The 26,983-nt window shown below is 73.3% G+C and carries 29 protein-coding genes; 20 read left to right on the forward strand and 9 right to left on the reverse strand.

Going from position 1 to position 26,983, the window contains the following annotated elements; translation table 11 throughout:
- Positions 1-16 precede the first annotated feature (16 nt).
- From ACMCNO_RS10960 to ACMCNO_RS10985, 6 genes are all read left to right on the forward strand, one after another.
- The gene (locus ACMCNO_RS10960) at positions 17-469 is read left to right on the forward strand and encodes an SRPBCC family protein (protein ID WP_412749296.1); all 453 of its coding nucleotides are present in this window, start codon (positions 17-19) and stop codon (positions 467-469) included.
- Between the two features lie 29 nt (positions 470-498).
- On the forward strand, positions 499-1,452 hold the full coding sequence (locus ACMCNO_RS10965) for a hypothetical protein (protein WP_412749297.1): 954 nt from the start codon (positions 499-501) through the stop codon (positions 1,450-1,452).
- A gap of 22 nt (positions 1,453-1,474) precedes the next feature.
- A complete protein-coding gene (locus tag ACMCNO_RS10970) occupies positions 1,475-2,425 on the forward strand; it encodes an ROK family glucokinase (RefSeq protein ID WP_412749298.1) in 951 nt (316 codons plus the stop codon).
- Between the two features lie 69 nt (positions 2,426-2,494).
- The gene (locus tag ACMCNO_RS10975; RefSeq protein ID WP_412749299.1) at positions 2,495-3,181 is read left to right on the forward strand and encodes an endonuclease/exonuclease/phosphatase family protein; all 687 of its coding nucleotides are present in this window, start codon (positions 2,495-2,497) and stop codon (positions 3,179-3,181) included.
- Positions 3,182-3,206: 25 nt separating this feature from the next.
- Entirely contained in the window at positions 3,207-4,553 is a 1,347-nt protein-coding gene (locus ACMCNO_RS10980) for a flavin-containing monooxygenase (RefSeq protein ID WP_412749300.1), read from the forward strand.
- On the forward strand, positions 4,550-5,335 hold the full coding sequence (locus tag ACMCNO_RS10985; RefSeq protein ID WP_412749301.1) for an alpha/beta hydrolase: 786 nt from the start codon (positions 4,550-4,552) through the stop codon (positions 5,333-5,335). The genes ACMCNO_RS10980 and ACMCNO_RS10985 overlap by 4 nt, the downstream gene beginning before the upstream one ends.
- Positions 5,336-5,339: 4 nt before the next feature.
- On the opposite strand, the gene ACMCNO_RS10990 is transcribed toward ACMCNO_RS10985, so the two are convergent.
- Together ACMCNO_RS10990 and ACMCNO_RS10995 are read right to left on the reverse strand one after the other, a co-directional pair.
- Positions 5,340-6,845, reverse strand: a complete 1,506-nt coding sequence (locus ACMCNO_RS10990) for an alpha,alpha-trehalose-phosphate synthase (UDP-forming) (protein WP_412749302.1) — start codon at positions 6,843-6,845, stop codon at positions 5,340-5,342.
- Positions 6,846-6,902: 57 nt separating this feature from the next.
- A complete protein-coding gene (locus ACMCNO_RS10995) occupies positions 6,903-7,778 on the reverse strand; it encodes a DUF308 domain-containing protein (protein WP_412749303.1) in 876 nt (291 codons plus the stop codon).
- Positions 7,779-7,920: 142 nt separating this feature from the next.
- Here ACMCNO_RS10995 and ACMCNO_RS11000 point away from each other — a divergent pair, with 142 nt between their 5' ends.
- Positions 7,921-8,616 (forward strand): lysophospholipid acyltransferase family protein, encoded by a 696-nt coding sequence (locus tag ACMCNO_RS11000; RefSeq protein ID WP_412749304.1) that lies wholly within the window; start codon positions 7,921-7,923, stop codon positions 8,614-8,616.
- 15 nt (positions 8,617-8,631) lie between these two features.
- Here the strand turns inward: ACMCNO_RS11000 and ACMCNO_RS11005 are convergent, their stop codons facing one another.
- The gene (locus tag ACMCNO_RS11005; RefSeq protein ID WP_412749305.1) at positions 8,632-9,309 is read right to left on the reverse strand and encodes a Crp/Fnr family transcriptional regulator; all 678 of its coding nucleotides are present in this window, start codon (positions 9,307-9,309) and stop codon (positions 8,632-8,634) included.
- Between the two features lie 255 nt (positions 9,310-9,564).
- On the opposite strand from ACMCNO_RS11005, the gene ACMCNO_RS11010 reads away from it, so the two are divergent.
- The 4 genes from ACMCNO_RS11010 (at position 9,565) to proC (ending at position 13,157) form a co-directional block, all read left to right on the forward strand.
- Positions 9,565-10,464 carry a phosphotransferase enzyme family protein gene (locus ACMCNO_RS11010; protein ID WP_412749306.1) on the forward strand — a complete coding sequence of 300 codons (900 nt, stop codon included), beginning with the start codon at positions 9,565-9,567 and terminating at the stop codon, positions 10,462-10,464.
- Positions 10,465-10,565: 101 nt separating this feature from the next.
- Positions 10,566-11,054, forward strand: coding sequence for a polyadenylate-specific 3'-exoribonuclease AS (locus ACMCNO_RS11015; protein WP_412749307.1), 489 nt, complete (start codon positions 10,566-10,568; stop codon positions 11,052-11,054).
- A 210-nt stretch (positions 11,055-11,264) separates the two neighbouring features.
- Positions 11,265-12,293, forward strand: a complete 1,029-nt coding sequence (locus ACMCNO_RS11020) for a 6-phosphofructokinase (protein WP_412749308.1) — start codon at positions 11,265-11,267, stop codon at positions 12,291-12,293.
- 57 nt (positions 12,294-12,350) lie between these two features.
- Complete coding sequence (gene proC, locus ACMCNO_RS11025; protein WP_412749309.1) at positions 12,351-13,157, forward strand: pyrroline-5-carboxylate reductase; 807 nt, start codon at positions 12,351-12,353, stop codon at positions 13,155-13,157.
- Here proC and ACMCNO_RS11030 read toward each other — a convergent pair.
- Positions 13,154-13,831, reverse strand: a complete 678-nt coding sequence (locus ACMCNO_RS11030; RefSeq protein WP_412749310.1) for a DUF429 domain-containing protein — start codon at positions 13,829-13,831, stop codon at positions 13,154-13,156. The genes proC and ACMCNO_RS11030 overlap by 4 nt on opposite strands.
- A 233-nt stretch (positions 13,832-14,064) precedes the next feature.
- On the opposite strand from ACMCNO_RS11030, the gene ACMCNO_RS11035 reads away from it, so the two are divergent.
- From ACMCNO_RS11035 to ACMCNO_RS11050, 4 genes are all read left to right on the forward strand, one after another.
- On the forward strand, positions 14,065-15,549 hold the full coding sequence (locus tag ACMCNO_RS11035) for a glycosyl hydrolase family 18 protein (RefSeq protein WP_412749311.1): 1,485 nt from the start codon (positions 14,065-14,067) through the stop codon (positions 15,547-15,549).
- Between the two features lie 87 nt (positions 15,550-15,636).
- Complete coding sequence (locus ACMCNO_RS11040; protein WP_412749312.1) at positions 15,637-17,043, forward strand: class II 3-deoxy-7-phosphoheptulonate synthase; 1,407 nt, start codon at positions 15,637-15,639, stop codon at positions 17,041-17,043.
- Positions 17,036-18,103, forward strand: a complete 1,068-nt coding sequence (locus tag ACMCNO_RS11045) for a threonine aldolase family protein (RefSeq protein ID WP_412749313.1) — start codon at positions 17,036-17,038, stop codon at positions 18,101-18,103. The genes ACMCNO_RS11040 and ACMCNO_RS11045 overlap by 8 nt, the downstream gene beginning before the upstream one ends.
- 53 nt (positions 18,104-18,156) lie before the next feature.
- Positions 18,157-18,336 carry a hypothetical protein gene (locus ACMCNO_RS11050; RefSeq protein ID WP_412749314.1) on the forward strand — a complete coding sequence of 60 codons (180 nt, stop codon included), beginning with the start codon at positions 18,157-18,159 and terminating at the stop codon, positions 18,334-18,336.
- Here ACMCNO_RS11050 and ACMCNO_RS11055 read toward each other — a convergent pair.
- The 3 genes from ACMCNO_RS11055 to ACMCNO_RS11065 all read right to left on the reverse strand — a co-directional run bounded on the left by ACMCNO_RS11055 (position 18,333) and on the right by ACMCNO_RS11065 (position 22,103).
- Positions 18,333-19,208, reverse strand: a complete 876-nt coding sequence (locus tag ACMCNO_RS11055; protein WP_412749315.1) for a deoxyribonuclease IV — start codon at positions 19,206-19,208, stop codon at positions 18,333-18,335. The two genes, ACMCNO_RS11050 and ACMCNO_RS11055, sit on opposite strands and share 4 nt — an antisense overlap.
- On the reverse strand, positions 19,199-21,202 hold the full coding sequence (gene pknB / locus ACMCNO_RS11060; protein WP_412749316.1) for a Stk1 family PASTA domain-containing Ser/Thr kinase: 2,004 nt from the start codon (positions 21,200-21,202) through the stop codon (positions 19,199-19,201). The genes ACMCNO_RS11055 and pknB overlap by 10 nt, the downstream gene beginning before the upstream one ends.
- A 193-nt stretch (positions 21,203-21,395) precedes the next feature.
- Positions 21,396-22,103: a hypothetical protein gene (locus ACMCNO_RS11065; protein ID WP_412749317.1), complete on the reverse strand. Its 708-nt coding sequence runs from the start codon at positions 22,101-22,103 to the stop codon at positions 21,396-21,398.
- Positions 22,104-22,205: 102 nt separating this feature from the next.
- Here ACMCNO_RS11065 and ACMCNO_RS11070 point away from each other — a divergent pair, with 102 nt between their 5' ends.
- The 3 genes from ACMCNO_RS11070 to ACMCNO_RS11080 are packed head-to-tail and all read left to right on the forward strand — an operon-like array spanning position 22,206 to position 23,320.
- Positions 22,206-22,583, forward strand: a complete 378-nt coding sequence (locus tag ACMCNO_RS11070) for an Rv2175c family DNA-binding protein (protein WP_412749318.1) — start codon at positions 22,206-22,208, stop codon at positions 22,581-22,583.
- 7 nt (positions 22,584-22,590) lie between these two features.
- Positions 22,591-22,917: a lycopene cyclase domain-containing protein gene (locus ACMCNO_RS11075; protein ID WP_412749319.1), complete on the forward strand. Its 327-nt coding sequence runs from the start codon at positions 22,591-22,593 to the stop codon at positions 22,915-22,917.
- Between the two features lie 46 nt (positions 22,918-22,963).
- Positions 22,964-23,320 (forward strand): lycopene cyclase domain-containing protein, encoded by a 357-nt coding sequence (locus ACMCNO_RS11080; protein ID WP_412749320.1) that lies wholly within the window; start codon positions 22,964-22,966, stop codon positions 23,318-23,320.
- Between the two features lie 52 nt (positions 23,321-23,372).
- Here the strand turns inward: ACMCNO_RS11080 and ACMCNO_RS11085 are convergent, their stop codons facing one another.
- Positions 23,373-24,446, reverse strand: coding sequence for a polyprenyl synthetase family protein (locus ACMCNO_RS11085; RefSeq protein ID WP_412749321.1), 1,074 nt, complete (start codon positions 24,444-24,446; stop codon positions 23,373-23,375).
- 62 nt (positions 24,447-24,508) lie between these two features.
- Between ACMCNO_RS11085 and metF the strand changes: the two genes are divergently transcribed.
- The gene (metF, locus tag ACMCNO_RS11090) at positions 24,509-25,423 is read left to right on the forward strand and encodes a methylenetetrahydrofolate reductase [NAD(P)H] (RefSeq protein WP_412749322.1); all 915 of its coding nucleotides are present in this window, start codon (positions 24,509-24,511) and stop codon (positions 25,421-25,423) included.
- Between the two features lie 143 nt (positions 25,424-25,566).
- Positions 25,567-26,196 carry a CDP-alcohol phosphatidyltransferase family protein gene (locus ACMCNO_RS11095; RefSeq protein WP_412753668.1) on the forward strand — a complete coding sequence of 210 codons (630 nt, stop codon included), beginning with the start codon at positions 25,567-25,569 and terminating at the stop codon, positions 26,194-26,196.
- 173 nt (positions 26,197-26,369) lie between these two features.
- On the opposite strand, the gene ACMCNO_RS11100 is transcribed toward ACMCNO_RS11095, so the two are convergent.
- Positions 26,370-26,972, reverse strand: a complete 603-nt coding sequence (locus tag ACMCNO_RS11100) for a cadmium resistance transporter (RefSeq protein ID WP_412749323.1) — start codon at positions 26,970-26,972, stop codon at positions 26,370-26,372.
- Positions 26,973-26,983: the final 11 nt, after the last annotated feature.

Raw genomic sequence — 26,983 nt, forward strand, 5'->3', positions numbered from 1 at the left:
GCGGTAGCCTCCGAGCATGGCGGACACCTCGACGCAGTCCATCCAGGTTCATGCACCCCTCGACCGGGTGGCCGCGGTGATCTGTGACTTCCCGGCGTACCCGGAGTGGGCGGACGCGATGAAGGAAGTCGAGGTCATCGAGGAGTATGAGGACGGCTACGCCAGCCAGGTCCGTTACGTCATCGACGCGGGCGTGATGGCCGACGAGTACACGTTGCAGTACGAGTACGCCGAGGATCTGTCGCGCGTCGAGTGGCACCTGGTCGCCCCGTCGAAGACGCAGAAGTCCCAGCGTGGCTCGTACGACCTGGCCGACAACGGCGACGGCACCACCACTGTCACGTACACCCTCGAGGTGGAACTCGCGATCGGCATGCTCGGCATGTTCCGCCGCAAGGCCGAGAAGATGATCATGGATACGGCGCTGAAGCAGCTCAAGCGCCGCGTCGAGAGCCTCGCCGGGGCCTGAGCGGCCGGCAGGCAGGCAGGAGCACGAAGATGCCAGGCACCACCGGGTCGGCGCGGCAGGAGGCCGAGCGACTCGTCGCCACGGTGCTCGCCATGGCCGGGCAGCATGGTTTCCCCTCCGCCGGCGACAGCCGCGACGACACCCATTCGGGTACGGCCGCCCGGGTCGCCGACGGGCTCGGCCTGCTCGGCGACACGGTCGCGGGCCTGCTGGGCCAGTTCTCGGGTGCCCACCCGAGACCCGGTACCGCGGAGTCCCAGCCCCGCGGCGCGCAATCCGCGGCACCGGAGCCGGGTGCCCCGTCGCCCGGCTCCACCCGGCAGACCGACGATCAGCCCGGTCCCGCCCAGCCCGGTCCCGTCCATCAGGCAGGGGGCTGGGCCACCGGCAGCGCCGAGTGCTGTGTGTGCCCCATCTGCCGGGTGATCACCAACCTGCGCGACCCCAGCCCCGACATGTCCGAGCGGCTCGCCACCGGGGCGGGAGACTTCGCCACGGGCGTCGCCAGCCTGCTGCGGGCGTTCTCCGCGATGGCCGCCCAGCGTCCACCGGCCCCGCGTACTGCCACGTCCGAAACCTCCGGGCCGGTGCCGCGCCCCGCGACCGACCCCGACACCACCTGGTCCGCCGCCACCCGCGCCGAGGCGGAGCCGCCCCCGTCAGCCGGGCGGCCGGACGCGACCGGCCAGAAGGCACCCGGTGTCCGTCGCGGGGCGGGCCGGGGGACGGTCCGCACCGGTTCCGCGGTGCCGCGCCCCGCTGGACCCCGCCCCCGCCCGTACGAAGACCCGTGGGCCGCCGCGACCGCCGACGCCGAGCGTGGCGATCCCGACATGGCGCCGTCGCCCACCGTCGATCATGATGTTCCCGGCCGTGCGGCCCAGCCCGAACGGGCCGGGGCCGGGACCACGCCGGTCGCAGCAGCGGCCGAGGACCGCGCCGCGGGCACGGGCGACGACGCCCCAGCCGGCGCCGCGGGGTGAATCAACAGAGGGGACGGGCAGCGTGACGCTGACCATCGGAGTCGACGTCGGCGGAACCAAGGTTGCCGGTGGGGTGGTCGACGAACAGGGCAACGTGCTGGCGCACGTGCGCCGGGACACGCCCGCCAAGGACCAGGCCGGTACCCGGGACACGATCGTGGCCGTGGCCGCCGAGCTGGCCACGGCGTACCCGTCCGCCATGGCGATCGGGATCGGTGCCGCGGCGTGGATCGACGCCACCGGCTCGACCGTGCTGTTCGCGCCGAACCTGGCGTGGCACGACGAGCCGTTACGCGACTACGTGGCCAAGGCCGTCGGCCTGCCCACCGTGCTCGAGAACGACGCGAACGTCGCCGCCTGGGCCGAGTTCCGCTTCGGGGCGGCCCGGCAGGCCGAGGACTCGATGGTCATGATCACCGTCGGCACGGGCATCGGCGGCGGGGTGGTGCTCAACGGCTCGCTGTGGCGCGGGGCGAACGGCATCGCCGGGGAGTTGGGCCACATCCAGTCCGTGCCCGACGGCCACCCGTGCGGGTGCGGCCGGCTGGGCTGCATCGAGCAGTACGCCAGCGGAAACGCCCTGGTCCGCTTCGCGCGGGCGGGGTCGATGCGCGACCCCGAGCGGGGCGCCGGCCTGCTCGTGCTGGCCGACGGCGACCCGCACCGGATCAGCGGCCGCATGGTCACCGAGGCCGCTCAGGAAGGCGACGAGGTGGCTCGGGACGCGTTCGCGCAGGTCGGCTACTGGCTCGGGGTGGCGCTGGCCGACCTGGCGCAGGTGTTCGACCCGCAGGTGCTCGTGGTCGGCGGCGGCGTGGTCGAAGCCGGCGAGCTGCTGCTGGCCCCGACCGAACGCGCGTACCGGGATCAGCTGGCCCAGCGGCGCCGCTTCCCGGTGGCCGAGATCAGGCCCGCCGAAGCGGGCAACGCGGCCGGGGTGGTGGGCGCCGCCGACCTCGCCCGGCGGATCTGAGCGTCGTGATCGACTGCACCGAGTGAGCGAGGGCCGGGAGAGCACGACCGGCTGACAGGAGGGGGCGGGGTGGCCGGGGTTCCGCTGCGGGTGCTGAGCTACAACGTCCACGGCCTGCGCGACGACCGGGCGGCCCTGGTCGGCCTGGTCCGTGACCTCGCCCCCGACCTGATGATCGTGCAGGAGGCGCCGCGCCGGTTCCGCTGGCGGCACAAGTGTGCCGCCCTCGCGGACGACGTCGGCCTGGTCGTCGCGGCCGGCGGGCTGCCCTCGCTGGGCAACCTGCTGCTGGTGAACCTGCGGGTCAAGGTGCACGAGACGTGGTGCCTGCGTTATCCGCTGACCCCCGGGCGGCACCTGCGCGGCGCGGCGTTCGCGCGCTGCTCGGTCAAGGGCGCCCGGTTCACCGTGACCGGCTCGCACCTGGCCACCGATCCGGCGGAGCGGCCGGGTCAGGCCGAGCGGTGGAAAGCCGCCGTCGCGGGGGTGGACGACCCGCTGGTGGTGGGCGCCGACCTGAACGAGGGGCCGGGCGGCGGCGCCTGGCGTACGGTCGCCGACGGCCTCACCGACACGGTGGCCGACGGCGGCGGCACCCCGACCTTCCCCGCGACCCTGCCGCGGCACCGCCTCGACGCGCTGTTCGTCTCGCCCGATGTCGTGGTGGCCGCGCACGAGGTGGTGGACACCGAACGGGCCCGGCGGGCCAGTGACCACCTCCCCGTCCTGGCGGATCTGCTGCTGCCTTCCTCCTAGCCCCGCATTCTGCAAAGATCGCCGGGTGCACGACACCGGAGAGGTCGCGGACCGCCGCGCAGCGGTGTGCGTGATCGGCGCGGGCGCCAGCGGCCTCGTGGCGGTCAAGAACCTGCGCGAGCACGGCTTCGCCGTCGACTGCTACGAACGCGAGACGTCCGTCGGCGGTGCCTGGAACTGGCGCCACCACCGCAGCCCGGTGTTCGCGGGCACCCGGCTGGTCACCTCCCGCGCCCGCACCGAGTTTCCGGACTTCCCCATGCCGGACACCTGGCCGGACTACCCCGACCACGCCCGCCTGCTGTCCTATCTGGAGCGGTACTGCGAACACTTCGGCCTGGCCGAGCACATCTGGTTCGGCACCGAGGTGGTCTCCGTGGTGCCGGTCGGCGACGGCAGCTGGGATGTGACCACGCAGAGCCCGGGCGGTGGTGCCTCGCACGTCCAGCGGTACGCCGCCGTGGTCGTCGCCAACGGCCACAACTGGGCGCCGCACCTGCCCGAGTTCCCCGGCGCGGACGAGTACCGGGGGCGGCTGATCCACGCGGCGATGTGCAAGGACCCGGCCCAGTTGCGTGGGCGCCGCGTGCTGATCGTCGGCGGCGGCAACACCGGCTGCGACCTCGCGGTCGCCGCCGCCCAGCACGCCGCCGAGGTGTGGCATTCCACCCGGCGCGGCTACCGGTACGGCCCCCGCTACCTCGCCGGGCGCCCGGTCGACCAGGTGCAGGCGCGGCTGGTGCACCGCCGGGTGCCGCCGCTGCTGCGCCGGTGGCTGTACCGCTGGATGCTGCGCCTGGTCGTGGGTGACCTGACGCGTCACGGCGTGCCGCGGCCGCCGCACCGCCCGGACGTGGGTCACCCGGTCCGCAACGGTCAGCTGGCGGAGTACCTGCACGACGGCCGGATCGTCGCCGTGCCGGACATCGCCCGATTCGACGCGCGCGGCGTCACGCTGGCCGACGGCCGGGACATCGAGCCGGACCTGGTCGTCGCGGCGACCGGCTACCGGCCGCAGTTCGAGTTCCTCGCCCCCGAACTGCTCGACACCGACGCCGAAGGGCGGCCCGATCTGCATCTGCACGCGTTCGCCCGGCAGCATCCCACGCTCGCGGTGGTCGGCCTGCTGGAGCCGGACGCGGGGCTGTTGCCGCTGGCGCACTGGCAGAGCGTCGCGGTCGCCCGCTGGCTGCGGCTGTACGCCACGGACCGGGCCCGGGCCGCGCAGGTGCAGCGCCGCGAGTCCACCCGGGCGCCGCGCAGCTGGTCGGGCCGCCGGGCCGGGGCAACGCCGCGGGACTGGTTCGCGGTGGAGTCCACCCGCTACCTGCGGGCCCTGGAGGACCTGCTGACCCGCCTGGAGCCGGCGTGAGATCCGACCTGCTGCGGTACGCCGACTGGAGTTCCCCGGTGCGCCCGGTCGCCCGGGAGCTGAGCAGTGTCCTGCCGGACCGCGACGAGGGCCGCCCGCCGCTGCTGTTCGTGCCGGGGCTCGGCCACGGCCCGTGGGCGTTCGCCGAGCACTGGCTGGGCCATGCCGCCCGGCGCGGCTTCCCGGCCCACGCGGTGGGCCTGCGCGAGCGCGGCGACCTGCGGGCGTACGCGCACGACGTGGTCCAGACGGCCGCGAGCCTGCCCCGCCAGGCCGTCCTCATCGGGCACGGCGCCGGGGCGCTGGTGGTGTCCCGGGCCCTGGCCCGCTACCCGGGCCGCGCCGGGGTGCTGGTCGCGCCGGTGCTGGACGGCTGGGCGGGGCTGGGGGCCGCGCTGCGCGCCAACCCGCTGGGCACCCTGCCCGCGGTGGCCGGCGGCGCGCTGCGGCTGAGCCGTCGCCAGCTGTTCAGCCCGGACCTGCCCGCCGAGCAGGCGGACGCGTACCGGGGGCGGCTGGTCGGAGCGGGGGCCCGCGCGCAGTGGCAGCTGCTGGTGCACCGGGCCGCGTCCCGGCCGGTCGGCTCCCCGCCGGTACTCGTGGTCGGCAGTCCCGACGACCGGGTGGTGCCGCGCGCCGCGCTGGACCGCGCGGCCGGCCGCTTCGGCGGGGCACCGCTGCTGTTCCCCGGCATGGGCCATGACCTCATGCTGGACGCGGGCTGGGCCGGGCCGATCGACGCCATCCTCGACTGGCTCGGCAAGGAACTCGCACCGCGGTAACTCGTCAGGCCGGGGGGCGGCGGCGGGCCACGGACCGCGACCGGGGGATGATCGCCCGGGCCTTCGCCGCGGCGCCGCGCGGCTTCGGGCCGCCGGCCGGGGGCAGCTGGTTCGCCAGCCGCCCGCTGTGGTCCAGGGCGCTCAGGTACGCCCGGGCCCACGCGATGATGTCGTGGCCGCGCAGGTGCTCGCGCATGGCGCCCATCCGGGCGCGCAGGTCGGCGGGTTCGGCCCGCATCGCCCGCAGCAGGGTGTCCTTGAGCCCGTCCACATCGTGCGGGTTGACCAGGAAGGCGTGCTGCAGTTCGTCGGCGGACCCGGCGAACTCGCTGAGCACGAGCGCGCCCGCGCCGTCCTCGCGGGCCGCCACGAACTCCTTGGCGACCAGGTTCATGCCGTCGCGCAGCGGGGTCACCACCATGACGTCCGCGGTCCGGTACAGGGCCGCCAGTTCGGCACGGTCGAACGGCTGGTTGAGGTAGTGGATGGCGGCCTCGCCGACGCGGCCGTACTCGCCGTTGATCCGCCCGACCTCGCCCTCGATCCGGTCGCGCAGCGCCCGGTAGCTGTCCACCCGTTCCCGGCTGGGCACCGCCACCTGCAACATGCAGGTGTCGCGTACCTTGATCCGGCCGTCGCGCAGCAGCTCGCTGTACGCGGTGAGCCGGTGCTCGATGCCCTTGGTGTAGTCGAGCCGGTCGACACTGAGTAGTACCCGCCGCGGCTCACCGAGGTCGTGGCGCAGCTGGCGGGCCCGGGTGACCACGGCCGGGCGGCGGGCCAGCGACTGCATCTCGGCCACGTCGATGGAGACGGGGAACGCTCCGGTGCGTACCACCCGGCCGTCGGCCAGCGTGATCTGGTCGTCGGTGGCCTGCGCGGCCAGCAGTTTCGCGGCGAGCTGGGCGACGTTGTGCGCCGCCTGCGGCCGCTGGAATCCGACGAGGTCGGCGCCGACCATGCCGCTCAGCAGTTCGACCCGGCGGGGCAGCTGCATGAACAGCTCGGGGGGCGGGAACGGCACGTGCAGGAAGAATCCGATGAGCAGGTCGGGACGCAGTTCCCGCAGATACCGCGGCACCAGGCTCAGGTGGTAGTCCTGGACCCACACCGCGGCGCCGCGCTCGGCCACCTCGGCCGTGGCCTGCGCGAACCGGAGGTTGACCGCCTGGTACGTCTCCCACCAGTCGCGGTCGAACACCGGGGGCTCGACCGCGTCGTGGTACAGCGGCCACAGCGTGGAGTTGGCGAATCCCTCGTAGTAGCCGCGCAGTTCCGCCTCGCTCAGCGCCACCGGCCGGATGCGCAGGCTGCCGATGTCCGGCAGCGCCGGGGCGGGGCCGAGGCCCCCGGCCCAGCCGACCCAGGTGGCCGGGGTCTGTTCGAGGATGGTGTGCAGGGCGCTCGTGAGGCCGCCGGGGCTGCGGCGCCACTCGCAGGCGCCGTCGGGCGCGGCGTTGTCATCGAGGGGCAGGCGGTTGGCGACGACCACGAGTGAGCTCTGGCGCACCACGAAAGGTTACGTCACGGCTACGTACAGATACAGTAGTGAACGTCGATGAATTGTTCAGACGACCGCGCCGTCGTCGAAGTCGTCCTCATCGTCCTCACCGGACCGCAGCCGCCAGACCAGCGTCACCGCGCCCGCGATGACCGCGGTGAAGCCCGCCAGGGTGACCAGGTTGCGGTCGATCGGCAGCAGGCCCGGGCGCAGGAACAGCAGGAAGCCGATCACCACGCCGAGCACCCCGGCGACGGTGTACTTAGAGACGTGCGGCAGCGGGGGCGGTGGCGGAGGGGTGTACCGCTCGTCGTCGTCGCTGCCGGGAACCTCGGTGCCGAAGCTGTCGAGGCCGTCGAGCAGCGACGGTTCCGGCGGCGGCTTGGGGTCGGTGCGCCGGCGGTTGAGCGAGATCCCGGAGAAGTCGGCGGCCGACGGCAGCGTGCCCGACGGCGGCCGTGCCCGGTCGGTGGGCTGGGCCGTCGGGTCGGCGGGCGGCTCGGGCGGGGCGGTCGGGTCCAGGTCCTCGGCGGCGGGCCACGGGGCGGCGGTGGGGTCGACCGCCGCGTGATACCCGGAAATGATCTTCGCCCACTCGGCGTCGATCTCGCGCTGGCTGCCACCCGGGCCCGACCCGGCTTCGTGCCGCTGGGCCGGCGCCGTGGTGGGGGCGCCGCCGGTGAGCCGGTGGAGATGCCCGCGCGCCACCTCGAGGTGCAGGCGGTCGACGTACAGGCGGTCGGTCGGGCGGGCGGGCAGGGTGGTGGTGCGCAGGATGGGATTGAGATCGGCGGACGGCTGAAGGTACGCCGCTATGCCGCCGGCCGCCAGCACGTCGAGCAGATGCTCGCCGATGCGCGGATCGACGTCGCCCGCGACCGCGTAGTCAGCCGCGTCGAGCCCGTTGTCCCGCCGCCCGCGACGGGCGCCGCCCGCAGTCAACCCCACACCTCCTCGCCCCAGCCGTGTCTTGAATGGTGACACGACAGGCACCGGTTGCGGGAGTGCGTTGTGGCGTGCCGCTCCCGCTTCGTACGCTTCCTGTGCCCCCGCGATCACCGCGTGCGCGCAGGAAAGGACATCAGTGTTCTACTGGCTGCTCAAGTTCGTGGTCTTGGGGCCTCTGCTCAAGCTCATTTTCCGGCCCGACGTCACCGGCCTGCACCACGTGCCGTCGTCCGGGCCGGTGATTCTTGCCTGCAACCACCTATCGTTCTCCGACTCGATCTTCACACCGCTCGTGGTGCGCCGAAAGGTGACCTTCGTCGCGAAGGCCGAGTACTTCACCGGTAAGGGGATCAAGGGCTGGCTCATGCGCCAGTTCTTCGTCAGCACGGGGACCATCCCGGTGGACCGTTCCGGTGGCAAGGCGGCCCAGGCGGCCCTGGACACCCAGTTGCGGGTGCTGCGGGGCGGCAACATCGCGGGCATCTACCCCGAGGGCACTCGTTCGCCGGACGGGCGGCTGTACCGCGGCAAGACCGGGGTCGCCCGGCTGGCCCTGGAGAGCGGTGCCCCGGTGGTCCCGGTGGCCCTGATCAACACCGACGAGATCCAGCCGACCGGCACCCTGATTCCCAAGATCCACCGGGTCCGGATCCGCTTCGGCGCACCCCTGGACTTCTCCCGGTACGCGCAGGCGCGCGGCGACCGCTTCGTCGAGCGCGCCATCACCGACGAGATCATGTACGAGCTGATGACGCTCTCCGGCCGCGAGTACGTCGACGTCTACGCCGCCAGCCTCAAGAACGCCGCGGTCCCGGCGCCCACCGGCGGGTGAGCGGGGCCGCCCCCGTCAGGCGGCGGTCATCCCGGCCCGCCGGCGCAGCGCGGAGACGTCCGTGACCACGATGCGCCGCCCCTCGGTACGCAGCCAGCCCCGGCTGGCGAACGACCCGATGGCCTGGTTGACGCTCTGCCGGGAGCCGCCTGCCATCTCGGCCAGCTGGCTCTGATTCAGCTCGATGGTGATCATCGGCGCCTGGCTCTCCCCGGCGAGCCGGACCAGGGTCTTGGCCACCCGGCCGGGCAGGTCCAGGAAGACGTGGTCCGCGTTCTGCTCGGTGAGCCGGCGGATGAGGGCTCCCACGGAGCGCATGACCGCGTCCAGAATGCGCGGGTTGGAGTGCACCAGCTCCATGAACGCGGCCCGGGACAGCGCGAGCGCCTGGCAGTCCTCGATCGCCTCGGCGGAGGCGGACCGGGTGGACGCGTCGAGCAGCGAGACCTCGCCGAGCACGTCCGGCGGGCGGGCCACGGTCAGCACGGCGCGCTCGCCCGTGGGTGCGGTGCGGAACACCGCCACGGACCCCCGCTTGAGAATGATCAACGATTCGCCGGGGTCGCCCTCGACGAACAGGATCTGGCCCTTGCGGTACGTGCGCGGCACGGCTGCTGCGAGGACACGCTGCCGGACGTCAGGCTCCAGACCGGCGAACATGTCCACGCCCGTGAGCGCGTCGCCGGTATCCATCGGGCGATGATCCACGCTCAATCCCTCCCCGGTCGGGACCACGGTCGCGCCGGGCGGAGCGCCAGGCCCCACGACGCGAACGATCACTCTTAGCATGAAGAGCACCGCGGGCGCCATTTGATACGTCTCCGTCACAACAGGCGCACACCCGATCATGTCTCGTCGCTCGCTGTCTGTACACCCCCCGAGCGCATTGCGTGACCGTCGCCCCGGCTGTCCGTCGGCCGTCGCGCCTGCGGCGCGACGATAACCGCCGTGCCGGACCACGACCTGCTCCGCGCCGCGCTGCGCGAGAACTGGCACCTCGTGCCGACCGCGATCACCAACCGTCGCGGCGGGATCCTCTCGCGGTCCTGGGACGTGACGGTCGGCCAGATGCGCTACGTCGCCCGTCTCGTCCGGCCGGCCGAACGCCAGGCACTCGAGGCCGGGCTGGGCGCCGCCGGGCGCCTGCGCGCCTGCGGCATCGCGGCGGGCGAATCGGTGCGCACCCTCAGCGGCGCCCTCACCGTCGGCATCCCGGTGGGCGCCCTCGCGGTGCTGCGCCGCGCCCCGGGCCGTGCCCTGGCCGGCGGCGACCCGGTCGACCAGCAGTGGTGGGGGGACCGGCTGGGCGCCGTGCACCGCGCCCTGCAGGGGTACGTCCACCCGGGCCTGTGCCGGTGGAACATGCTCGACGCCGATGCCGCGCACCTGTCCGGTGAGCCGTGGCTGCGGCTGGCGGTCACCGAGGCGGTGACGGCCGCGACCCGCCTGACGGTGACCGACCGGCTCACGTACGGGGTGCTGCACCGCGACCCGGCGCCGGAGGAGTTCGTGGTCGACCCGGACACCGGCCGGGCCGGGGTGCTGGACGGCGGTGCGTCGGGCACCGGTCCGCTGGTCTACGACGTGGCTGCCGCGGTCGCGTACGCGGGCGGCCCGGACGCCGCGGTCGAGCTGGTCGACGGCTACCTGGCGGCCGCCCCGGTGCACTCCGACGAGATGGACGCGACGCTGCCGGTGCTGCTGCGCTTCCGCTGGGCGGCGCAGGCCGACTGGTCGGCGCGCCGCCTGGCGGAGTGCGCGCAGGCCCCGGCGGCGGCAGGCTGCCGGGCCGGGGCGGGGGAGGCGCTGGACCGCGCCCGCGCCGCCCTGCGCTCCCTGGGCGGATGACGGCGGCCGGCGCCCGCGGGCGCCAGAGGACCGCTGTCGACGCGCGCGGATGACGGCCCTGCCCGGCGCGGGGTGGCGGGCGTGGGCGAGGATGGACCGCGATGGTCTACCGCTATTTCTACGACTGTGAGTTCATCGAGGACGGCCGCGTCGTCGACCTCGTGTCGATCGGCGTCGTCGACGAGTTCGGCCGCGAGTTCTACGCCGTGTCGACCGAGTTCGACGACACCCGCGCGGTGCCCTGGGTGCGCCGCAACGTGCTCGACAAACTGCCCTCACCCGCCGACCCCGCGTGGCGCTCCCGCGAACGCATCCGTGACGACCTGCATGCGTTCCTGACCGAGCCGATCCAGGGCCGCGACGAGCAGATGGAGCTGTGGGCCTGGTTCGCGGCCTACGACCACGTGGCCCTGGCCCAGTTGTGGGGGGCGATGCCCGCCCTGCCGCGGGAGATTCCCCGCTTCACCAAGGACCTGCGCCAGCGCTGGGACGAGGTGGGCCGCCCCGCGCTGCCGGGCGCCACGGGCCGGCATGACGCGCTGGTGGACGCCCGGCACAACCTGGCCCGCTGGCGGGCCATGGGCGGCTGAAGCCCCCGCGCGGGTGGTTTCGGGGTACGTCACCGCGGGGCGTAGCGAAACTGTCAGACTGTAGCGGGGCGCTTTGGCCCGGTGAGTCACCGGCGACTACAGTGCGTTTCTGCGGCCCGCCCCGGGCCGGCAACGCTGCCGACGGCTTCCTGGGGCTCGCTTGGGCTATCTACATCTCGCGACCGACCCAATCTGGGAGGACGAGTAATCATGCGCATCGGCGTGCTCACCGGCGGCGGCGACTGCCCCGGTCTCAACGCGGTGATCCGGGCAGTGGTCCGTAAGGGTGTCGCCGTCTACGGCCACGAGTTCGTGGGCTTCCGGGACGGCTGGAGGGGCCCGCTGGAGGGCGTCACGAAGCCGCTCGGCATCGCCGAGGTGCGCGGCATCCTGCCGCGCGGCGGCACCATCCTGGGCTCGTCCCGGACCAACCCGTTCAAGATTGAGAACGGCGTGGAGCGGATCAAGGCCAACCTGGCCGAGCAGGGCGTCGACGCGCTGGTCGCGATCGGCGGCGAGGACACCCTCGGCGTGGCCACCAAGCTCACCGACCTCGGCGTCAAGGTCGTCGGCGTGCCCAAGACGATCGACAACGACCTCAACGCCACGGACTACACGTTCGGCTTCGACACCGCGGTCAACATCGCGATGGAGGCCATCGACCGGCTGCACACCACCGCCGAGTCGCACCACCGCACGCTGGTCGTCGAGGTCATGGGCCGGCACGCGGGCTGGATCGCCCTGCACGCGGGCCTGGCCGGCGGCGCGAACGTCATCCTGCTGCCGGAGCGGGAGTTCGACGTGGAGCAGGTCGCCACGTACGTGACCAAGCGCTTCCAGGTCGAGTACGCCCCGATCGTCGTGGTGGCCGAGGGTGCCCAGCCGCTGGCGGGCCAGATGGTCCTGCACAACCAGGAGCTGGACGCGTTCGGGCACGTCCGCCTCGGCGGCATCGGCCAGTGGCTGGCCGAGCAGCTGGAGGAGAAGACCGGCAAGGAGGCCCGCACCGTGGTGCTGGGCCACATCCAGCGCGGTGGCACCCCGACCGCGTTCGACCGGGTGCTGGCGACCCGCTTCGGCCTGCAGGCCATCGACGCGGTCCACGAGGGCGACTTCGGCAAGATGATGGCGCTGCGCGGCACGGACATCGTGCGGGTGCCGCTGGCCGAGGGCACCGGCGAGCTCAAGACCGTACCGATCGAGCGGTACGACGAGGCCGAAGTCTTCTTCGGTAGCTGAGCAGTCGTTCGAGGAGGGCGGGCCTGCGGCCCGCCCTCCGAGCATTTTGGAGGACGCATGCACACCATCGCCGTGATCGGCGCCGGCAAGATCGGTGAGCTGGTGCTGTCCGGTCTGCTGCGCTCCGGCTGGCCCGCCGAGAAACTGCTGGTCACCGCCCGCCGTCCGGAACGCGCCGCGGAGCTGACCGAGCGCTACGGGATCCGGGTGGTGGACAACCTGACCGCGGTCGGCGAGGCCGACGTGTTGGCCGTCGCGGTCAAGCCGCAGGACGCGGGCGTGCTGCTGGACGAGATCGGCACGAAGGTACCCACGGACAAGCTGGTCGTGTCGCTGTGCGCCGGGCTGCCCACGTCGTTCTTCGCGCAGCGGCTGCCCGAGGGCATCCCGGTGGTGCGGGTCATGACGAACACCCCGGCCGTCGTCGATGAGGCGATGACCGCGATCTCGGCGGGTCCGCACGCGACCGGCGCGCATCTGGCCATCGTGGAGGAGATGTTCACGCCGCTGGGCGCGACCATCCGGGTGCCGGAGTCGCAGCAGGACGCGGTGACCGCGCTGTCGGGCTCCGGGCCGGCGTACTTCTATCTGCTGGTCGAGGCGATGATCGACGCTGGCATCCTGCTCGGACTGCCGCGCCAGGTGGCGCACGAACTGATCGTGCAGACCGCGATCGGGTCGGCCGTGATGCTGCGCGATTCCGGGGAGCACCCGGTGAAGCTGCGCGAGCAGGTCACCTCACCCGCCGGCACGACGATCTCCGCGATCCGGGAGCTGGAAAACCATGGGGTACGCGCGGCACTGTTGGCCGCCCTGGAGGCCGCCCGTGACCGAGCCCGCGAGATAGCGTCCCAAAGTAGCTAGTACCAGATCGCGATCTTGGTGCCGTCGGCTTCCTCGGGGGGGTCGGGGTGGCTCTGGGCGGCGCCGGTGGCCATCCGGTGGGCGGTCCAGGCCACCGCGGCCGCGTCGAGGATGTCGTCGGGCGGGGCCTGTCCGGCCGGGCCGAGGCTGTCCGGCAGCACGATGCCCTGCTTGGCCAGCAGCTCGCGGCGCTGCGCCTGGCCGGACCAGGTCTTCTTGGCGTACTGCAGCGGGGCGTCGGCCATGGTCCGGAAGGACACCTCGGGATGCGCCTCGAACAGCAGCCCGGGGTGGCGCTCCCAGATGGCGTTGGCCTCGAGCAGCTTGGGGCGCAGCGCCCACGACTGGCGGCTGATGCCGGTGCCGGTGAGCTGCTTGCAGACCCTGTTCGCCGCGGCGAAGTCGGGCTCCTGCCACACCGGGCGCGGCGGCACCCGGAAGACGCTGCTGCGGCGCGGCCCGAGCTGATCGGCCGCGACGGCGTCGGCGGCCCGCCAGCGGTCCGGCAACATGCCCAGCGGGACGTCGACGCCGATCACGGCCGCGCCGGAGCTGCCGGCCACGATCTCGTACAGCGTGGAGGCCAGCATGGCGCGGCCGAACGCGCCGTCGCGCAGTTCGACGCCGACCCAGCCGAGGGCGTACGCGTCGACGCCGATGACGTGGATGGTCATCGGTAGCGGTCCACATCGGCCGTTGTGCCGACGGCTCCCACGGTGGCGACGTCGAAGTTGGTCATGAGCGCAGACTACGCGCCGTGGTGGATCGCTGGCACGCCGTCGCGCCGACTCCCGGAAAGTTATGGAGCCGGTTAATCCCGGGGTCACATCTTGACGCAACTTCATCGATGTGACTACCGTCTCTTCACATCCTTTTGGAAAGTTTCCTAATTATTTCTGGAGACGCCGTGAAGCGATCCGCCCGCCGCGCCCTGTGCGCCGCCGTCATCACCACGGCGGCCGTCGTCCTGGTCCCCGTCGTCCAGGCGTCCGCGTCCGCCGCCACCGCCTGCGCTGCGGCGTGGGACTCCACCAAGGTCTACGTCAAGGACAACAGCGCCTCCCAGAACGGCCATAACTACACCGCGAAGTGGTGGACCCAGAACGAGAGCCCGGCCACGCACAGCGCCCAGTGGGACGTCTGGATCGACAACGGCACCTGCGACGGCGGCACGCCGCCGACCACGCCGCCTACGACCGGGCCCACCACGACCCCGCCGACCACGACCCCGCCGACCACGACCCCCACCACGTCACCGACGACGAACCCGCCGAGCGGCAAGAACCTCGTCGGCTACTTCGCCGAGTGGGGGATCTACGGCCGCAACTACCACGTCAAGAACATCGTGAGCAGCGGCTCGGCGGCCAAACTGACCCACATCCTGTACGCGTTCGGCAACACCACCGGCGGCCAGTGCTCCATCGGTGACTCGTACGCCGACTACGACAAGGCGTACACCGCGGCGGACAGCGTCGACGGGGTGGCCGACACGTGGGACGCGGGCGCGCTGCGCGGCAACTTCGGCCAGCTGCGGCGGCTGAAGAAGCAGTACCCGAACATCAAGGTGATCTGGTCGTTCGGCGGCTGGACCTGGTCCGGCGGCTTCACCCAGGCCGCGGCGAACCCGACCGGCTTCGCCGACTCCTGCTACAACCTGGTCAAGGACTCCCGCTGGGCGGACGTCTTCGACGGCATCGACATCGACTGGGAGTACCCCAACGCCTGCGGCCTGTCCTGCGACACCAGCGGTCCGGGTGCCTACGACAAGGTGATCAGCGCGCTGCGTAACAAGTTCGGCAACAACTTCCTGATCACCTCGGCGATCTCGGCGGACGGCAGCAACGGCGGCAAGCTCGACGTGGCCGACTACAAGTCGGGCATCGACAAGCTGAACCTGGTCTTCCCGATGACCTACGACTACTTCGGCGCGTTCAGCCCGCAGGGCCCGACCGCTCCGCACTCGCCGCTCACCTCGTACGCCGGCATCCCGCAGCAGGGGTTCTGGTCCGACGCGGCGATCCAGAAGCTGAAGAGCAAGGGCGTGCCGTCGAACAAGATGCTGCTCGGCATCGGCTTCTACGGCCGCGGCTGGACCGGGGTCACCCAGTCCGCCCCGGGCGGCACCGCGACCGGCGCGGCCCCGGGCACGTACGAGGCGGGCATCGAGGACTACAAGGTGCTCAAGGGCTCCTGCCCGGCCACCGGCACCATCGGCGGCACCGCGTACGCCAAGTGCGGCAGCAACTGGTGGGGCTACGACACCCCGGCCACCGTCGGCGGCAAGATGGACTACGTCAAGCAGCAGGGTCTCGGCGGCGCGTTCTTCTGGGAGTTCTCCGGCGACACCAGCAACGGTGAGCTGATCTCCGCGATGCGCAACGGCCTCGGCTGAGCCGGGCCGGTTAGGAAACAGTCCTAGAAAGTGGGGCGCCGGGAACCTCCCGGCGCCCCGTTTTCGTCCCCGCCGTACGCTGCTGACATGCGCCGTGAGTGGCATCAGCTCAGTCATCCCGGGGTGGGCAACCCGGCCCTGCAGACGTCCCGCCCGTCCACCGACTCCGCCGAGGACGAGGCCCTCGGCCTCGACCGGTGGCGCGAGCTGCCCCGGGTGCAGATGCCGCCCTGGCCGGACTCCGCCGAGGTCGCCGAGGTCTGCCAGGTCCTCGACAACGTGCCCTCGATCGTCGCGCCGTACGAGGTCGACCAGCTGCGCGCCAAGCTCGCCGACGTGTGCGAGGGCCGGGCGTTCCTGCTGCAGGGCGGCGACTGCGCCGAGACGTTCGCGGACAACACCGAGAGCCACCTGCTGGCCAACGCCCGCACTCTGCTGCAGATGGCGGTCGTGCTGACGTACGGGGCGTCGATGCCGGTGGTGAAGGTGGCCCGGGTCGCCGGGCAGTACACCAAGCCGCGCTCCGCGCCCACCGACGCGCTCGGGCTGCCCGCGTACCGCGGGGATCTGATCAACTCGCTGGACGCCACCGAGCAGGCGCGGGTCGCCGACCCGCAACGCATGATCCGCGCGTACGCGAACTCGGCCGCGGCCATGAACATGCTGCGCGCGTACCTCTCCGGCGGGCTGGCCGACCTGCACGGCCTGCACGACTGGAACAAGGACTTCGTGCGCGCCTCCCCGGCGGGCGAGCGGTACGAGGCGATCGCCCGGGAGATCGACCGGGCCCTCGACTTCATCCGCGCCTGCGGCATGACCGAGAACGAGGCCCTGCGTACGGTCAGCCTGTACTGCTCCCACGAGGCCCTCGCGCTGGAGTACGACCGGGCCCTCACCCGGGTCTCCGACCGCAGGGCGTACGGATTGAGCGGGCACTTCCTGTGGGTGGGTGAGCGGACCCGGCAGCTCGACCACGCCCACATCGACTTCGTCAGCCGCATCGCCAACCCGATCGGGGTCAAGCTCGGCCCGGGCACCTCCCCGGAGACCGCCATCGAGCTGTGCGAGAAGCTCAACCCGGACAACGTGCCCGGCCGCCTCACCCTGATCAGCCGGATGGGCAACGGCAAGGTCCGCGAAGCGCTGGCCCCGATCGTCGAGAAGGTCACCTCCACCGGTGCGAAGGTCGTGTGGCAGTGCGACCCGATGCACGGCAACACCCACGAGTCCAGCAACGGCTACAAGACCCGCCACTTCGACCGGATCGTCGACGAGGTGCTCGGCTACTTCGAGGTGCACCGCGGGCTGGGCACCCATCCCGGCGGCATCCACGTCGAACTGACCGGCGAGGACGTCACGGAATGCCTCGGGGGCGCGCAGGGCATCGAGGACCTGGACCTGCCGGACCGGTACGAGACCGCCTGCGATCCCCGGCTCAACACCCAGCAGTCGCTGGAGCTGGCGTTCCTGGTCGCGGAGATGCTGCGTGGTTGAGCTCCCGCGCACCGCACACCGCGGGCCGGTCGTGGACCTGCGGTCCGACACGGTCTCCCGGCCCACCGCCGCGATGCGCGCGGCGATGGCCGCCGCCGAGGTCGGCGACGACGTCTTCGGCGACGACCCCACGGTCATCGCGCTCGAAACCGAGGTCGCGGCGCTGTTCGGGCACGAGGCGGCGCTGTTCGCGCCGTCCGGCACGATGACCAACCAGATCGCGCTGCAACTGGTCGTGCCGCGCGGCGGGGAACTGCTCACCGGCGCGGACGGGCACGTCGTCACGTACGAGCTGGGCGGGGCCGCGACGCTCGGCGGCATCTCCACCCGGACCTGGCCCGCAGCCGGCGCCGACCTGGACATCGCGCTGATCGCCGACATGATCCGCCCCGCGGGTTTCCCGTCGCTGCCGACCTCCGCCATCGCGATCGAGCAGACCCACAACCTCGGCGGCGGGGGCGTGGTCAGCCTGGACGCCCTGCGCGGGCTGCGGGCCGCCGCGGACGACGCCGGGATCGCCCTGCACTGCGACGGGGCCCGGATCTGGCACGCGCACGTCGCGGACGGGGTCGGGCTCGCCACGTACGGGTCGCTGTTCGACACGCTCTCGGTGTGCCTGTCCAAGGGCCTGGGCGCGCCGATCGGCTCGCTGGTCATCGGCAGCGCCGAACGCATCGCGCAGGCCCGGGCCATCCGCAAGCGGATGGGTGGCGGCATGCGGCAGGTCGGTATCCTCGCCGCCGCCGGTCTGCACGCGTTGCGCCACCACGTCGCGCGGCTGGCCGAGGACCACGCCCGGGCGCAGCGGCTGGCGGTGGCGCTGGAGCCGCTCGGGGTGGTGGACCCGGCGGCGGTGCGTACCAATCTCGTCCCGCTGGATCTGAGCGAGGCCGCGCTGGACGCGCCCGCGCTGGCCGCCGCGGCGGCCGAGCAGGGGGTGCTGCTGGCGGCGATGCTGCCGCGCAAGGCCCGGCTGGTCACCCACCTCGACGTCGACGACGCCGGGATCGACCGGGCGATCGACGTGCTGACCCGGATTCTGCGCGTCGCCGGTACCTGACCCGCGGGATCTGGTTGTATCGGCCCATCGCCGTCGACCGCGAGGGAGTCGTGATGGGGCGCCGCGCCACCGGTACGTTCACCGCCGTGCAGGATTCGGTGCACCTCGACGACGAGGTGGTCAGCCTGACCCGGATCGACAAGGTGATCGAGGGCCTGCGCGGCACCTTCCACATTGACAACTCGGCCGGCGAGCACCGGTACGTCTTCGAGTACGACATCCACCCGGACTAGCCGGGCCGCCCGCCTCCGGCGCGCAGGCCCTTGAGCAGGGCGATGTCCGCCGCATGACCGGCGTGGCCGACGGTCGGGGTCTCCACGACCACGGGTACGCCCGCGACCGCCGGGTGGGCCAGCAGCTCCGCGAACGCGTCCGCGCCGATACGGCCCTGGCCGATGGTCTCGTGCCGGTCGCGGGTGGAGCCGCAGTCGTCCTTGGAATCGTTGGCGTGCACCAGCTGCAGCCGCCGCGGGCCGATCGTGGCGACCAGCTCGTCCAGCGTGGCGGTCATCCCGCCCGGGCTGGCCAGGTCGTGCCCGGCCGCCCAGGCGTGGCAGGTGTCGAAGCATACGCCGAGCCACGGGTGGTCCTGCGCCGCCCCCAGGTACGGCCCGAGATCGCTCATCTTCGAGGCCAGGCTGCGCCCGCCCCCGGCGCTGGGCTCCACCAGCAGCCGGGGCAGTCCCTCGGCCGCGGCCCGGTCGAGCAGCGGCAGCAGGGCCTCGCCGACCTGGTGCAGGGCCTTGTCGTCGTGCGCGGGATCGACCGAGCTGCCCGCGTGGAAGACCACCGCGGTGGCGCCGATCGCCGCGCCGCGCAGGAGCGCGTGTTCCAGGGTCTGCACCGAGCGCTGCACGGTCAGCTCGGTAGGGGAGCCCAGGTTCACCAGCAGCGACGCGTGGATGTACGCGGGCAGTCCCCGCTCGCCGCAGCCGTCGCGGAACAGCGCGTCCTGCACCGGGTCGCCGGGCGGCAGCGCCCAGCCCCGGGAATTGGACACGTAGACCTGAACCACCTCGGAGGCGGCCGCGTCCGCGTACGGCAGGGCGGCCTTGGCCAGGCCGCCCGAGGACTTGGTGTGCGAACCGATTCTGCTCAGAAGCACTGGATCGCGACCCCGCTCCGCGGTGCGATCTGGGTGTTCTCGGGCGGGTTCTGGATGCGTACGGTGCCGTTGGGGTTGATACCGCCGACCTGTGGCTGCAGGCCGAGGTCCTGCAGTTGCTGCTGCGCCTGAGTACAGGGCAGGTCCACGACCCGGGGCACGGTGACCAGCGGGGGACCCTTGCTGACGTCGAGCTTGATCTCGTCGTCCTTCTGCGCGCCCGCGCCGGCCTTGAGGGACTGTCCGATGACGTTGTCCGCCGGCTCGTTGCTGTCCTTGTACTCCTCCACCACCGTGAGGCCGAGCCTCTGCAACTGGTCCCGGGCAGCGTTGATGTTGCTGCCGACCACGTTCGGCACGGTGATGGGGGCCTTGCCCTTGCTGACCGAGACCGTCACGGTGTCACCGGGCTTGAGCGAGGTGCCCGCCTTCGGGTCGGTGGCGACCACCGCCCCCTGCGGGACGGTGTCGCTGAACTGCCCGTCGTCCTCCTTGACCTTGAGCTTCACGGCCTCCAGCTCGCCCTTCGCGGCGGCCAGCTCCGTGCCGATCACATCGGGCACGGGGTAGCGCTCCGGGCCCAGCGACAGCGACAGGGTGATCTCGCCACCCCGGATCACGCGTTCCGTGGCGGCCGGGCGCTGGCTGAGCACGACGTCCTTGCCCACCGTCTCGCTGTACGCCCCGTCGCCGTAGCTCACGGTGAGGCCCTCCCGCTGGGCGTACGCCTCGGCCTGCGCCTTGGTCATGCTGACCAGCTGCGGTGCGTCGACGTACCGGCCCAGGGTGACCCACCAGGTGCTGCCCAGCACCGTGAACACCATCAGCGCCACGGCGGCCATGAGCGCGATCCGGCGCCGGTCACCGAAGCGCCCCGGGCTGGACGGGCCGAAGGCCGCGGGGCCGTACGGTCCGGGCGCGGCGGGGCCGTACGGTCCGGGCGCGGCGGGGGCGCGGCGGCGCTGGGCGCGGGCGCTCGGCTGGGGCAGCCGTGCCCAGGCCGGACGGTCCTGCACCGCGGGCATGGCCGTGGTGATCGCGGGGACCAGTGCGGTGGCGTCGGCCTCCCGGGGCCGGGCCGGGACCTGGCGCAGCAGGGCGGTCTCGACGTTCGCGGCGCCGAGGTCGTCGCGGACCACCTGCACCTCGGCCAGCATCGCGCCCGCGTCCGTGGGGCGGCCCCCCGGATCCCGGCGGGTGGCCCGGGCGATCAGGTCGTCCAGCGTGCCCGGCAGGCCCTTGACGAGGGTCGACGGCGCGGGCACGTCGTTGTCCACGTGCTGCCAGGCCACCTCGACCGGCTCGGCGCCGTCGAACGGCACCCGGCCGGTGAGCATCTCGAACAGCACGATGCCCGCGGAGTAGACGTCGGTACGGGCGTCGGCGTGCCCGTCGGTGACCAGTTCGGGTGCCACGTACGCGACCGTGGCCATGAGCTGGCTGGAGTCCTCGGTCGCGCTGGCCTCGACCGCGCGGGCCAGCCCGAAGTCGGCGACCTTCACCACGCTGTCGACCAGGTTGGCGATGCCGCCCGAGGGCGCTTCCGCGACCAGCACGTTCTCCGGTTTGACGTCGCGGTGCACCAGGCCGGCGCGGTGTGCGGCGGCGATCGCGGCGAGCATCTGCTCGAGGATCGCGCACGCTTCGACCGGGTTGAGCCGGCGCCGCTGGGTGAGCAGGTCGCGCAGCGTGCGGCCCTGCACGTACTCCATCACCAGGTACGGCAGCCCCTGGTGGCGGCCCTGGTCGTAGACCGCCACGACGTTGGGGTGGGTGAGCCGCGCGATGGTCTTGGCCTCGTCGGTGAACCGGTCGACGAAATGAACGTTGGTCGCCTGCGACGGGTGGATGATCTTCAGCGCGACGGTGCGCTCGAGGCGCTCGTCCGTCGCGGTGTACACGGTCGCCATGCCACCACGGGCGACTCGACCGGTGATCCGGTAGCGCCCGTCGATCGTCGTGCCGATCAACGTGTCGGCGACTGTGGTGTCCATCGGCGTGAAGTGTATGTGCCCTTCGGGTGGCGGCAGCTCAGCATGGCACAGCTGCGGCGGTACAGGCATGCCCACACGCCCGTACCAGGGCATATCGGACTAAATTGGATCAGATCGCCCAGGTGTCAGCGTGTCGGGTGCGGGCCGGGGTTTCCGCAGCTCATCCGGGACCGGTCGGACCCGGCCGGGGTGGTCAGCGGCGCGGACGGCGCGGCCGCGTCGGCTTCCCGCTCGGCGGCTGCCCGGCCACCGACCCGCTCGGCTGCACCGACGGCGGCCAGGTGGTGTAGTAGCTGGTCACCGGCCACGACGGGGACGTCGGCGTACCGGCCGGGCTGCTCGGTCGAGGGCTGTGCGCCGACGGCGGGACGGGGATCGGCGCGGGCGGGACCCCGCCGGTCGTCTGTGGCGGCGCGACCGGGCGGTCCCGGCGCGGTGGGCCGGACCGCCCCGGGGCGGTCGCCGGGGCGGCTCCCGCCCCGGCGCCGGTTCCGGCCAGGGGCGTCGGGCTGGGTTGCGGCGCGGGCGAGCCGGAACGCCGGCCCAGGCGCGCGGACTCCGCCGCGCGCACCCCGTCCGGCTCCGGGCCGCCCGCCTGAGCGCCACCGCCGGTCGGGCCGTCGGCCGTCAGCGGATTCGGCGGTGCCCCGGTCGGCGGTGCCGACGGCGTCGCGCCGGTGCCCAGCGCGAGGTATCCGCCCCCGGCACCCACGACGATCGCCAAGCCGAACGCCGACACCACCACCAGCCGGCGGCGCGTGACGGGGCCACCCGCCCGGTGCGCGCCGCCGCCGCGCCCCGGTGTCCCGGGACGCTGGCCGGTGATCCACCGGCGCAGGTCGTATCCGACCGAGCGCCAGGCGCCGGCCAGCTCGACGCGAATCCTCCGCCACGGGTTCATCGGGCCACCTCTGCTGAGTTCTGATCGGGCCGGGGTTGTCGCGGTGCTGCGTCGTCCGGATCCGCGTGGTGCGGCCCGGACGGGTTCTGGCAGGCTGTGCACGTGAGCGATTCCGCAGTGACCGTGGGTGCGGCGGCCGGACCGCCGACCGGACCCGCCACCTGGCTGCCCCTGCCCGACGTGGCGGAGCGCCTCGACATCTCGATCAGCAAGGTGCACCAGATGATCCGCGACGGCGCGCTGCTCGCGGTGCGGCGCGACGGCATCCGGGTGGTTCCCGAGGACCTGGTGGCCAACAGCACCGTGCTCAAGCACCTCCCCGGCGTCCTCACACTCCTGCACGACGCCGGGTACAACGATGAAGAGGCACTCCGGTGGCTCTACCAGCCCGATGAGGGGCTCGACGGCAACGCCGCCCGGGGCCTCGGCGGGCCACGCGCCCGCGAGGTCAAGCGGCGCGCGCAGGCAGTCGGCTTCTGAGCCACCCGTGCGACACCTCACGTACGTGGCGGTGCTGGCCGGATGCCTGGCCGCCGCCGGGTGGCTGGAGCCGGTGCTGAAGGTCAACGTGCTGCGCCGGTGGCGCCGCCTGCTGCTGTCGGTGCTGCCCGTCGCGGCCGTGTTCGCGCTCTGGGACATGGCGGCCATCGCGGCCGGGCACTGGACGTTCGACCCCGCCCAGACGACCGGGGTGGTGCTGCCCGGCGGCCTGCCGCTCGACGAGGCGCTGTTCTTCCTCGTGGTGCCGTGCTGCGCGGTGCTGGGCTTCGAGGCGGTCCGGGCGATGCTGCGCCGCCCGGCCGGCGACGAATGACCGGCCCGGGGCCGGCGTCCGCCCGGCGACGAATGACGGGCGGCCGATGACCTACACGGCGGCGGCGCTGCTGGGTGTGGCCGGTGCCCTCGCCGTCGACCTGGCCGGGCTGCGGACCCGGCTGGTGCGGCGGGCGGTCTTCTGGGCGACGTACCCCATCGTGCTCGTCTTCCAGCTGCTGTCCAACGGCATCCTCACCGGCCGCCGGATCGTGCGCTACGACCCGGCGGCGATCGTGGGCTGGCGCATCGCGTACGCGCCCGTGGAGGACCTGCTGTTCGGCTTCGCGATGGTGCTGCTCACCCTGTCGGTGTGGGTGTGGCTGGGCCGCCGCGGGGTCCAGCCCACACCGCGCGCCGGTGACGGCGCCCGCTTCCCGCGCCGGCGTCCGCCGGACCGCTGACTCGCCGCCGCGCGGCGCTGCGAGTGCGGTCGTCCGCGGGAGGGCGGGCGGGTCAGCCCGTGCGCCGGGTGGCGGCGTCCGCCAGTTCGCGCAGGACCGTCCGGGCCTCCGGCTCCACGTCCGCGGCGGCCAGTTCCGCCAGCGCCTGGCCGGTGAGCGCCGCGATGCGCTCCTCGGTCCGGGCGAGCGCCCCGCTGCCGGAGATCAGCGCGCGCAGCCGGTCGACCCCCGCGGCGTCGAGGGCCGGGTCGCCCAGCCCGGCCTCCAGCGCGGCCCGCCCCGCCTCGTCCAGCGCGGCGAACGCGGCCGCCACCAGATACGTACGTTTGCCCTCGCGCAGGTCGTCACCGGCGGGCTTGCCGGTCTGCGCCGGGTCCCCGAACACCCCGAGCACGTCGTCGCGCAGCTGGAACGCCTCGCCGAGGGCCAGCCCGAACGCCGAGTACGCCGCGGACAGCTGCGGCGGTGCCCCGGCCAGCGCGGCACCGAGCAGCAACGGCCGCTCGACCGTGTACGAGGCCGACTTGTACCGGGCCACCTTCGCGGCCCGCTCCACCGACGTGTCCCCGGTGGCCTGGGTGTGCACGTCCAGGTACTGCCCGACGGTGACCTCGGTGCGCATCTCGTCGAAGACCACCCGGGCCCGGGCCAGGTCGGCCAGGTCGAGGCCGCAGGAGTGCAGCATCTCGTCGGACCAGACCAGCGCCAGGTCGCCGAGGATCACCGCCGCGCTGTCGCCGAACGCCGTGGCCCCGCCACGCCAGCCGAGCGCCGTGTGCCGGGTGGCGAAGCGGCGGTGCACCGCGGGCTCGCCGCGCCGGGTGTCCGAGCGGTCCATCAGGTCGTCGTGGATCAGGGCGCTGGCCTGCACCAGCTCCAGCGCGGAGACCGCCGCGACCACCTGGTCGGAGTCGAAGCCGCCCGCGCCCCGGAACCCCCAGTACGCGAACGCGGGCCGCAGCCGCTTGCCGCCGCCCAGCACGAACGCCTCCATCGCGTCCGCGACCTCGCCCAGGGCCGGGTCGATCGCGAGCAGCCGGGTCCGCTGGGTGGCCAGGAACGCAGCGAGGGCCTTGTCGACGCGGGGCCGCAGGCCCGCCCGTTCGAGCGGCGAGGTGGACGTCACGCGGCCAAACTAGCCGGTCACGCGTGGACCGGCATGTCGGGCCCAGCCGGTACAGTCACAGGGTGTCTCTCGGTCTTCCGTCCCGGCTGCCCGCGTCACCGGCGATCGGTGACCTCATCCGGGAGTACGCGCCCACGTTCAGCTTCGAGTTCTTCCCGCCCAAGACGCGGGAGGGGGAGCGCCTGCTCTGGCAGGCGATCCGCGAGCTGGAGTCGTTGCAGCCCAGCTTCGTGTCGATCACGTACGGCGCGGGCGGCACCACCCGTGACACCACGGTCGCGGTGACCGAGCGGGTGGCGACGGAGACCACGCTGCTGCCGATGGCGCACCTGACCGCGGTCAACCACTCCGTCGCCGAGCTGCGCAACGTGATCGGGCGGCTGGCCGGGGCGGGCATCCGCAACGTGCTGGCGGTCCGCGGTGACCCGCCCGGCGACCCGATGGGCGAGTGGGTGCGCCACCCCGAGGGCGTGCGGTACGCGGAGGATCTCGTGCGCCTGCTGCGCGAGTCCGGGGATTTCAGCGTCGGCGTGGCCGCGTTCCCGTACAAACATCCCCGCTCGCCCGACATCGACAGCGACACCCGGCAGTTCGTCCGCAAGTGCCAAGCCGGGGCCGACTTCGCGATCACCCAGATGTTCTTCGACGCGGACGAGTATCTGCGCCTGCGGGACCGGGTCGCGGCCGCGGGCTGTGACACGCCCATCCTGCCGGGCGTGATGCCGGTCACACGGATGGCGACGATCGAGCGGTCGGAGCAGCTGTCCGGGGCGCCGTTCCCGCCCGCGCTGCTGCGCCGCTTCGAGCGGATCGCCGACGACGAGGCGGCCGTGCGGGCGCTCGGCATCGAGCAGTGCAGCCAGATGTGCGCCCGGCTGCTCGACGAGGGCGTGCCCGGCATCCACTTCATCACGCTGAACCGTTCGACGGCGACCCGCGAGGTGTGGCAGCAGCTCGCCGCCCGGGTGCCCGCCTGACCGGGCCCCAACGTACTCACGTGGCCGGGCGCTGGCGGCAGCGTCTGGCCCGGCTTCGGCCGCGCCAGGGGCGTAACGCCGCACGCGACGGCGCGGATCCGGCCGGGTTCACCTGGGAGCAGTACACCGCGGCCTGGTCGCAGCTGCACGGCGGCTTCGACCCCGCCCTGGCCGCGCCGGTGGCGCGTGGCTGGATCCGCCTGGCGTATGCGGGTGGCCGCCTTCTCGGCGGTCTCGGAGTCGCCCCGGCCGTGGTCACCGCGGCCGGTCTGCTCCTGTGCGCGGCCGTACCGGCGGCGGCGGTCCTAGGGCCGGTCGGTCTGCTGGCCGGCGCCGTCCTGGTGGTGCTGGCCGCGGTGGCCGACAGCCTCGACGGCGCGGTCGCGGTGGTGACCGGCCGGGCCACCCGGCTCGGCTTCGTGGCCGACTCCGTCGCCGACCGGCTCGGCGAACTGGCCTGGCTGGCCGCGTTCGCTCTCGCCGGGGCGCCGGGCTGGCTGGTCGCTGCGGCGCTGGCCGCGAGCTGGCTGCACGAGTACGTGCGGGCCCGGGCGGCCGTGGCCGGGATGCCCGACATCGGGGTGGTCACGGTGGGGGAGCGGCCCACCCGCGTGGTGGTGGCCGTCGGCGGGCTGCTCTGCGGCGGTGTCGCGGGCCTGGCGCATCCCGGCTGGGACGGGCGGGTGCTCACCGCAGCCGCCGCCGTCTGGCTGGTGCTGGCCGTCGCGGGGCTCGGCCGGCTCGTGGCCGCGGTCCGCCGCGAACTGCGGTGACCGCGCCAAAATTCGGTTGTCCGCAATGGATAGTCGTTCTACGGTCGGGACCCGGCAGGCTACTTCCCCGGGCTGTTGCCCACCTGGCCGGCGGCGGTCGGCGGGTGTGACGGGGGCGCTTCGCCGGCCGCTGAGCCGACGTGGTTTCCGGGACGGTGCGGTCGGAGCGCCGGTCAGAACAGCCGGCCGACCACACCGGACTGGGCCAGGATGACCCCGCCGATCGCGATGAAGACCAGCGGAACCAGCCAGTGGCCGTACCGCCCGACCAGCGCCACGACGCGCCGGTGCCCGCCCAGCCAGGCCGCCGCCGCGCACCACACCGCCACGAGCGCCGCGAACACCGCCACCACGAGCGCGCTGTCGGCGGCGCCGAGCGTACGGAAAACGGGTGTGTAGACCGCGATGTTGTCCGCGCCGTTCGCGATCGTCACCCCGGCGACCGACAGCACCCCGGCGGCCGCGACCGGCGGGCCGCCGGAGTCGGCGCCGTCCCGGATCGCCCCGACCAGGCCGCGGACGCCGAGCGCGATCGGCACCAGCCCCAGCCAGCCGACATGCCGGTCGGGCACCAGTGCGAGCCCGAGCGCGGCCAGGACGGAGACGCACACCAGGACACCGATGCCGAGGTACTGCCCGGCCCAGATCCGCCACGGCGCGGGCCGTCCGGCGGCGCGCGCCGCCAGGAACAACACGGTGAGTACGACGAGGTCGTCGACGTTCGTGCCGGCGAAGACGCCGACCGCGGTGGCGGTGGTGGCCGGCAGGCCGGACACGCTCACCCCAC

The sequence above is a fragment of the Krasilnikovia sp. M28-CT-15 genome (assembly GCF_047159595.1).
GTDB lineage: Bacteria > Actinomycetota > Actinomycetes > Mycobacteriales > Micromonosporaceae > Actinoplanes.